At 45.1% G+C, this 7,312-nt stretch carries 6 protein-coding genes and 1 pseudogene; 5 read left to right on the forward strand and 2 right to left on the reverse strand.

Features of this window, described 5'->3' with window-relative positions; all coding sequences use genetic code 11:
* The first annotated feature begins 94 nt into the window (after nt 1-94).
* The 3 genes from surE to B3R91_RS10895 all read left to right on the forward strand — a co-directional run bounded on the left by surE (nt 95) and on the right by B3R91_RS10895 (nt 3,364).
* The gene (gene surE / locus B3R91_RS10885; protein ID WP_286797621.1) at nt 95-907 is read left to right on the forward strand and encodes a 5'/3'-nucleotidase SurE; all 813 of its coding nucleotides are present in this window, start codon (nt 95-97) and stop codon (nt 905-907) included.
* Nucleotides 908-1,181: 274 nt separating this feature from the next.
* On the forward strand, nt 1,182-1,985 hold the full coding sequence (locus B3R91_RS10890) for a peptidoglycan DD-metalloendopeptidase family protein (protein ID WP_286797622.1): 804 nt from the start codon (nt 1,182-1,184) through the stop codon (nt 1,983-1,985).
* Between the two features lie 74 nt (nt 1,986-2,059).
* Nucleotides 2,060-3,364, forward strand: a complete 1,305-nt coding sequence (locus tag B3R91_RS10895; protein ID WP_286797623.1) for a lytic murein transglycosylase — start codon at nt 2,060-2,062, stop codon at nt 3,362-3,364.
* A gap of 152 nt (nt 3,365-3,516) precedes the next feature.
* On the opposite strand, the gene B3R91_RS10900 is transcribed toward B3R91_RS10895, so the two are convergent.
* Both B3R91_RS10900 and B3R91_RS10905 read right to left on the reverse strand, forming a co-directional pair.
* Complete coding sequence (locus tag B3R91_RS10900; RefSeq protein ID WP_286797624.1) at nt 3,517-4,359, reverse strand: UDP-2,3-diacylglucosamine diphosphatase; 843 nt, start codon at nt 4,357-4,359, stop codon at nt 3,517-3,519.
* Between the two features lie 72 nt (nt 4,360-4,431).
* The gene (locus B3R91_RS10905; protein ID WP_286797627.1) at nt 4,432-4,938 is read right to left on the reverse strand and encodes a peptidylprolyl isomerase; all 507 of its coding nucleotides are present in this window, start codon (nt 4,936-4,938) and stop codon (nt 4,432-4,434) included.
* 283 nt (nt 4,939-5,221) lie between these two features.
* On the opposite strand from B3R91_RS10905, the gene B3R91_RS10910 reads away from it, so the two are divergent.
* Nucleotides 5,222-6,961, forward strand: coding sequence for a glutamine--tRNA ligase/YqeY domain fusion protein (locus B3R91_RS10910; RefSeq protein WP_286797625.1), 1,740 nt, complete (start codon nt 5,222-5,224; stop codon nt 6,959-6,961).
* Nucleotides 6,962-7,100: 139 nt separating this feature from the next.
* Nucleotides 7,101-7,256, forward strand: a pseudogene (locus tag B3R91_RS10915) (DNA repair protein); the annotation flags it as partial.
* Nucleotides 7,257-7,312 lie beyond the last annotated feature (56 nt).

Consider the following 7,312-nt stretch of genomic DNA (forward strand, 5'->3'; position numbering starts at 1 on the left):
TCCTCTTTCGCTTTTAGATAGCGGTTTTAGGATAAAAAAGTAGAGGACCTGACAGACGGTCATTAATAACGATATTAAGCTGAATTGGGCAAAAATGAAGATTTTAATAAGTAATGATGATGGGGTGCATGCGCCAGGGCTATTGGCACTTTATCAGGCATTGTCGACCATCGCAGAAGTGGTGGTGGTTGCGCCAAGCAACGAGCAAAGTGGCTGCGCAAGCGCTTTAAGCATCTCAACGCCATTGTATACCCATAATTTAGATTCGGGTTTTATAGCAGTCAATGGTTCACCCGCTGACTGCGTTTATTTGGCGTTACATGAACTCTATCGTCATAGCGATTTTGACTGGGTAATTACCGGCATCAATTCCGGTGCCAATCTCGGTCAGGACGTTTTATTTTCGGGTACCTTTGGCGCTGCATTGACCGCGCAGCTTTTTGGCATACCAGCTATCGCAACCTCTTTGGTAGGCGGCGGCACAAAAAATGACGATGCGCAGCAAGCCAGTCATTATCAAATGGCGGCCAATGAGATTGTCAAACTCATGACCGATACACCGATATTGGATGCTTGCAAAAATTTGCCCTATCATGTATTAAACGTTAATATTCCTGATGTCAAAAGCGCAGCTACGATTAAAGGTCGAAAAATAACAGCGCTGAGTCACAGTCAGATTGCACGTCCTGTCCATCATGTGGTCGATCCACGCGGACGCGATGCCTACTGGCTATCGTTACGCAAACGCCAACGGGAATTGTTAACAGACGACGCAAGTATTGAATCAGCAGAAACGCAGATGATGGATGACCAAGCGGTGGCAGCAGGGTATATTAGTCTATCGCCTGTGCGTCTGCATCATACGCCAACCGAAACCCTTGCGACATTCTCAGCCTTAGTACTGTAATTAGCCCTCTAATTAGTGCTGTAAATTGACTGATTTATCTAAGTTTATGATGATATTTGCCCGTGCTTAAATTGGCCAATGCTTAAATTTATTAGTACTAAATTTGCTAGGGCTTAAAATCGCTAAAAACCATTTATTATTGAATGAGCTAAAAACCATTGATTATTAAATGAATAATTATGGTGTTTAGGACATTAAACGTTACAACCGTTAGCAAAATGCTTGTGAGTAACACAAGGAGTTTGTGAGTAACATAAAGAATAGGAAATCTTGTATGAAGAAGCTTATTGCTGGATCACGCTTAGCAACCCTAGCCTTGATGGGAACATTGACGGCAGCGACCGTGACGATGGTCGGCTGTGCCACCAAGCCTACTTATCAAGGGGCTAATCAGGGACCGAAGATTATCACCAACGGACAAGGCGTGCCCAATTATTATCGTGTGCAGCGTGGTGACACCGTCAGTCAAATCGCCGCGCGCTATCGTCTCAATTATCGCCAAATCGGTGCGATCAATGGTTTAGATAGCAAATATACGATTTATAGTGGTCAATGGCTAAAATTATGGCAAGGCGAGCCAGTAAACGCCAATAATAACAATCGCTATAACGCCCCTGCTCAAACACGGCCACAGCCGAGTTATACACCGCCTGTGAACAATACTCCGAACTATTCGCAAGCGCCCGTCTATGAAGTAACTGCCAACGCAACGTCTGGTTATGAGTATCCAAGTCGCAACCAAGTGATTCGTAACTTTGATGCTGCTGCCGGTAATATGGGTATGTGGTTTGCCGGTAATGTCGGTGATCCGGTACTTGCCAGCCAATCGGGTACGGTGCTGTATTCAGGTAACGGCCTGCCTGAGTATGGCAACCTGATTATGATTCGCCATAGCGATAACTATATTACCGCCTATGCGCATAACAGTGCCTTGCTGGTAAAAGAAGGTGAAGCGGTACAGCGCGGACAGCGTATTGCAAATATGGGTAGCAGCGGTGAGAGCAACCAAGTTGGCTTAGAATTCCAAGTACGCCTAAATGGTAACCCTATCGACCCACGTGCGGTGCTTGGACGTTAGATTTTAAAACGTTAAATTTGCTGCAATTTTTTAGTGGCTGTCAGTTGCTTTACTTATTCATATTTGAGAAATTTATGTTATTAAACAAACAATACCTTGCCTTGTTTCCCGCGTTAGTCATGGTCGGCTGTACCAGCCAGCAGGCAATGCAAAAGCCGAGTACCCCTGTACGCCAAGGTAATGTGCAAATTACCCAGACTCAAACCATTCAGGTTAAGCCAACGCCTGTACCAGTCGTCAAGCCGCAGCCAGTTGCTAAACCAAGCTATCACAGTTTTTCTGATTGGAAATCTGACTTTTCGATGCGCGCCATTGCAGCGGGTCATGATGCTTCAACCGTGCGTCGTTTGATGGACATGGCTTATTTAAATCAGCAAGTTATCTCGCTGGATTCAGGGCAGCCAGAGTTTTCTAAAATGCCTTGGGAATATGTCGATTCTGCCGTATCAGATGGCCGTGTCAGCACAGGTAAGCGTAAGTTTGCCGAGCAACGCGCATTTTTATCACAGTTAGAGTCGCAGTACGGCGTCAATGCAGAAATCATCGCTGCGATTTGGGGCATGGAGTCATCATACGGTGTGGTAACGGGCAATAGCAGTATTCCAAGCTCGCTTGCCAGCCTTGCTTATGATGGCCGTCGCCAAGAATTTGCTGAAACCCAGTTATTGTCACTAGCGACGCTATTGCAGCGCGGCGATGTCTCATGGTCACAGCTCGATGGCTCTTGGGCAGGCGGTATGGGGCAGACGCAGTTTATCCCTGATACCTGGCTGAAACACGGCGTTGATGGTGATGGTAACGGTCATCGTAACCCATGGGCAACGAGCGATGCTCTGGCCTCTACTGCCAATTACCTGAGTAATTCAGGTTGGGTGCGAGGCCTTGCGCCATTTTATGAAGCGACTGTACCTGCGTCGTTTGATTACTCAACGGTTGGTACCAAGCAACCTGCGGCTAGATGGGCGGCGATGGGCGTGGATACCATCGCTGATGTTTATTTAGATGCCAATACGCAAATGGAGCTATGGCTACCTGCTGGTAAAGATGGTCCAGTCCTATTACTTAGCCCAAACTTTGATGTCATCAAGGTTTACAACAACTCATCAAACTATGCGCTTGGTGTGAGCCTACTTGGTAAAGCGCTGGCAGGTCAGAGCGGCTTACAAAAATCATGGCCGCGCTATGAGCGTCCATTATCGACCGCGCAAGTGCGTAATTTGCAGCAGCGTTTAACCAGCATGGGTTATGATACCAAAGGCGCTGATGGCATCGTTGGTACCAATACGCGTAAGGCGTTCCAGCGCTGGCAAGCAGATAATGGTCAAACGCCAGACGGCTTTATCACTCAACGCACAGCATCTTCATTGGCAGGATGGTGAGACAGAGTAAAGTCGCTGTTTTTAGATAATCGTTATTTACAACGATGGTTTAAAAATAATTAACTCTCATAAATAAAAAAAACTCCGTGCTAAGCGGAGTTTTTTTTGTTCGTACAGTTTTATAAAAATTGTAGCAGTAGTTTAGATAGGGTTTAGACAGTCATCTTAAACTCAATCAACTCAAACTCAGCAGCGTTATCGCCTGTATCGCCATCTGATGTCACCGCCCCAATCACGGCGCTGACTTTTGGCTGGCGTGAGTCTTTATCAAGCACGCGCCAATCACCAAGTACGTAGCGTTTTTTATCTGTCGTCGTCTGATGAATGGCTGGGCGATGGGTATGACCATGTAACAACGCATCGCTGTCTGCTATGGTTTGTATTGCTGCATCTTCATTGACATCCATGATATAAGCGGCTTTATTGGCGTTATTCTGCTGACTTTTTTGCCGTAATTTATCGGCAATCGCTAAGCGCTTTGTCAGCGATTTATTGAGTAAATACCACTGGGTAAAACGGTTACGCATCATTTTGCGAAAAAACTGATATTTTTTATCATCGGTACATAAAGCATCGCCGTGTTCTAAGCGATAGCTCTGCTGTCCGACGGTTAAATAATACGGCTCATAAATCAGCTCACCGCCAAATAAGCTACAAAAGGGCTGACCTAAGAGGAAATCACGGTTGCCATGCATGACCAATATCTCACAGCCAGCTATCCGTAGTTTTTTTAGTTTAACGATAAGCGGCGTGAGCCAATGGATTTGGCGCGCGTCTTCTGACAAAGTCAAATAAGCGTCATCGCCAATCCAAACCTCAAACCAATCGCCTAAGATAAATAAGCGTTTAAGCTGAGGTAGGGCAAGGCAATCATCGAGCAGGGCCAAAAAAGCCTGCACTAAGGCAGGCTCTTCTGGCGATAAATGCAAATCGCTAATCAAAACTTGCCGCACCTCATGAGGGCGGGTCGTGATTAAATGATTAAAGCTTCGCATGTATCTTTATCCTCATAAGGTAAGATAAGCGGCTATTAATGACAAACCGCTTATACCGTTTATAAAAAACGATTATTGCGTAACGATGGTGGCTGAATTGATAACCACTGGCTCTTTTGGCACATCAGCATGCATGCCAAAACGACCGGTTGGTACGCCGCGCATTTTGTCGATAACATCCATGCCGCTGGTGACTTTACCAAATACGGTATAGCCCCAACCTTGCATGTTTTTGCCCGAGTGATTTAGGAAATCGTTGTCTTTTACGTTAATAAAAAACTGACTGGTTGCTGAATGCGGGTCTTGCGTACGGGCCATTGCAATCGTACCTTTGTCATTTTTCAAGCCATTGTCCGCTTCGTTTTCAACGGGTGCATTGGTCGCTTTTTCATTCATTTCAGCGTCCATACCGCCGCCTTGAATCATAAAGCCGTCAATGATGCGATGGAAAATCGTCCCGTCATAATGCCCAGATTTAACATAGTTTAAAAAGTTTTCGACCGTTTTTGGCGCTTTTTCTTCATTGAGTTCGATAACGATCGCACCCATATTGGTGTCAAGTTCTACTACTGGTGGCATGTCTACCATGTGATATTCCTTTTTGATTATAGCGTCTAAAATAACGCTGTTAAATGGTGGTTAAAAAGTTGCTGACTAAAAAGTTATGGCTAGTCTAACGGCTTTTTTGTCGTCTGTCATGTATCAGGCTGTTAATGCCTTTGCAAAAGCTGATAGAATAACGCAACGTTATCTTTTATCAGCGATTTTTGATTGATTATTTTAAATTTTCTTATTTTGAACCTTTTATAAAGCGTAATGACACGTGTTAAAGGCTAAAACCTTGCGCTAGGAGCAATGAGTAATGAGTGAGCACTCAAGCAACAATGTACAAAAAGACGAACAAAAAAATGACTTTATTCGTAATATCATTCGTAACGATATCAAAGCGCAAAAATACCCGCAAATCGTGACGCGCTTTCCGCCTGAGCCAAACGGCTATTTGCACTTAGGTCATGTCAAATCTATCTGCTTAAACTTTGGTATCGCCGAAGAGTTTGGCGGCGTTTGTAACTTGCGCTTTGATGACACCAACCCAACTGCAGAAAAGCAAGACTATATCGATAATATTGAAAATGATGTGAAATGGCTTGGCTTTGAGTGGGCAGGCGAGGCGCACCATGCGTCAGGCTACTTTGACCAGTTGTACGCATGGGCTGTGCAATTGATTGAACAGGGTGATGCTTATGTAGATTTACAATCGCCAGAGCAAATTCGCGATAACCGTGGCTCATTTAACGAAGCTGGTACAGCGTCACCGCAGCGTGATGCCAGTGTTGAAGAAAACTTAAAACTCTTTAATGATATGAAAGAAGGCAAGTTTGCCGAAGGCAAAGCCGTGCTGCGCGCCAAGATTGACATGGCAAGCCCAAATATGAATATGCGCGACCCTGTTATCTATCGTGTTATGCACCAAGCGCATCATCAGACGGGTGATAAATGGTGTATTTATCCGATGTATGATTTTGCCCATCCGCTCTCTGATGCACTCGAAGGCATTACCCATTCGTTATGTACGCTGGAATTTGAAGACCATCGTCCGTTTTATGATTGGGCGGTTGAAAAAATTGGCTTTGATGTGCCGCCGCACCAGTACGAGTTTAGTCGTCTAAACGTCGACCATACCTTGACCAGTAAACGCAAATTAAAGCAGTTGGTTGATGAAGGTATCGTTAGCGGTTGGGATGATCCACGTATGCCGACCATCGCTGGCATGCGCCGCCGCGGTTATACGCCTGAAGGTCTACGCGATTTTAGTGAACGCGTCGGTGTGACCAAGGTAGACAGCGTGGTTGATTTTCGTCTATTAGAATTTAGTATTCGTCAGTCATTAGAGACGACGACGGCGCGCGGTATGGCAGTGCTCAAGCCGTTAAAGGTAACGATTACTAACTTTAGCAATGCGGTTAGCAGTTGGGAGTCGCAAAAAGCTGATAGCGTCAATGCGCGCTGGGACGAAGACGCTCAGACTTTATGGCTCACGCAGCCAAACCATCCAAATGTCGATATGGGCGAGCGTGAAATTCCGTTTACCGAAACCCTTTATATTGACCAAGGCGATTACGAGATCGAGCCGCCAGCAGGCTATAAGCGTTTATCTCCAGAAAAGCCAGAAATCCGTCTGCGTAACACTTATGTGTTGGCAGTGACTGAGCATATTCTTGATGACGCTGGCAATGTTGTTGAGCTAAAAGCCACGATTGACCCTGCGACTTTGGGTAACAACCCTGAAGGCCGTAAGGTTAAAGGCGTGATTCATTGGGTCTCAGCAAGCCAAGGCGTCCCAGCGACGGTACGCATGTATGAGCAGCTATTTAGCGCTGAAGATCCAAGTAGCGTCGCCGACGTTCATCAAGCGCTAAATCCTAACTCGTTGATTGAGCTCGATGCCGTAGTTGAGCCATCGCTTGCTAATGCCAATGCTGGTACGCGATTCCAGTTCGAGCGTGAGGGCTACTTTATTGCTGATAGTGAAGACCACTCGAGCGACAAGCCAGTGTTTAATCAAATCGTGAGCTTACGTGACAGCTATAAACCGGCTTAGTGTAGAACTATTGGCTCTATTATTAAAGTTTAAAACGTTACTCAACAATAGTAGTTTTCAAAATCGCCCATTTCTAGTACGCTAGAGATGGGCTTTTTTATGAGCATGGATTTTAATAATAGAGGGTGAGGGTAGTTAAATGGCAAAGTTTTTAAACAGTAGCGGTACGACTTATCATTTAGAAGAATTGATCAAAAATGCCTCTGACAGGCTGATTATCATTAGTCCGTATCTGAAGCTGAATGAGCGCATTAAAGAGCTACTAGAAGATCGCAATCGTCTAAAAATTGATATTATACCAAACCCAAAATATATAGTATCATCCACTTATGACCATACCAATACATAACC

It is taken from the genome of Psychrobacter sp. UBA6291 (genome assembly GCF_002439405.1).
GTDB lineage: Bacteria > Pseudomonadota > Gammaproteobacteria > Pseudomonadales > Moraxellaceae > Psychrobacter > Psychrobacter faecalis.

Excerpts from the sequence above, each read along its gene's own strand:
- B3R91_RS10900 (WP_286797624.1), bottom strand. The coding sequence starts at position 4,359 with ATGCGAAGCTTTAATCATTTAATCACGACCCGCCCTCATGAGGTGCGG.
- B3R91_RS10890 (WP_286797622.1), top strand. The coding sequence starts at position 1,182 with ATGAAGAAGCTTATTGCTGGATCACGCTTAGCAACCCTAGCCTTGATG.
- B3R91_RS10910 (WP_286797625.1), top strand. The coding sequence starts at position 5,222 with ATGAGTGAGCACTCAAGCAACAATGTACAAAAAGACGAACAAAAAAAT.
- B3R91_RS10905 (WP_286797627.1), bottom strand. The coding sequence starts at position 4,938 with ATGCCACCAGTAGTAGAACTTGACACCAATATGGGTGCGATCGTTATC.
- surE (WP_286797621.1), top strand. The coding sequence starts at position 95 with ATGAAGATTTTAATAAGTAATGATGATGGGGTGCATGCGCCAGGGCTA.
- B3R91_RS10895 (WP_286797623.1), top strand. The coding sequence starts at position 2,060 with ATGTTATTAAACAAACAATACCTTGCCTTGTTTCCCGCGTTAGTCATG.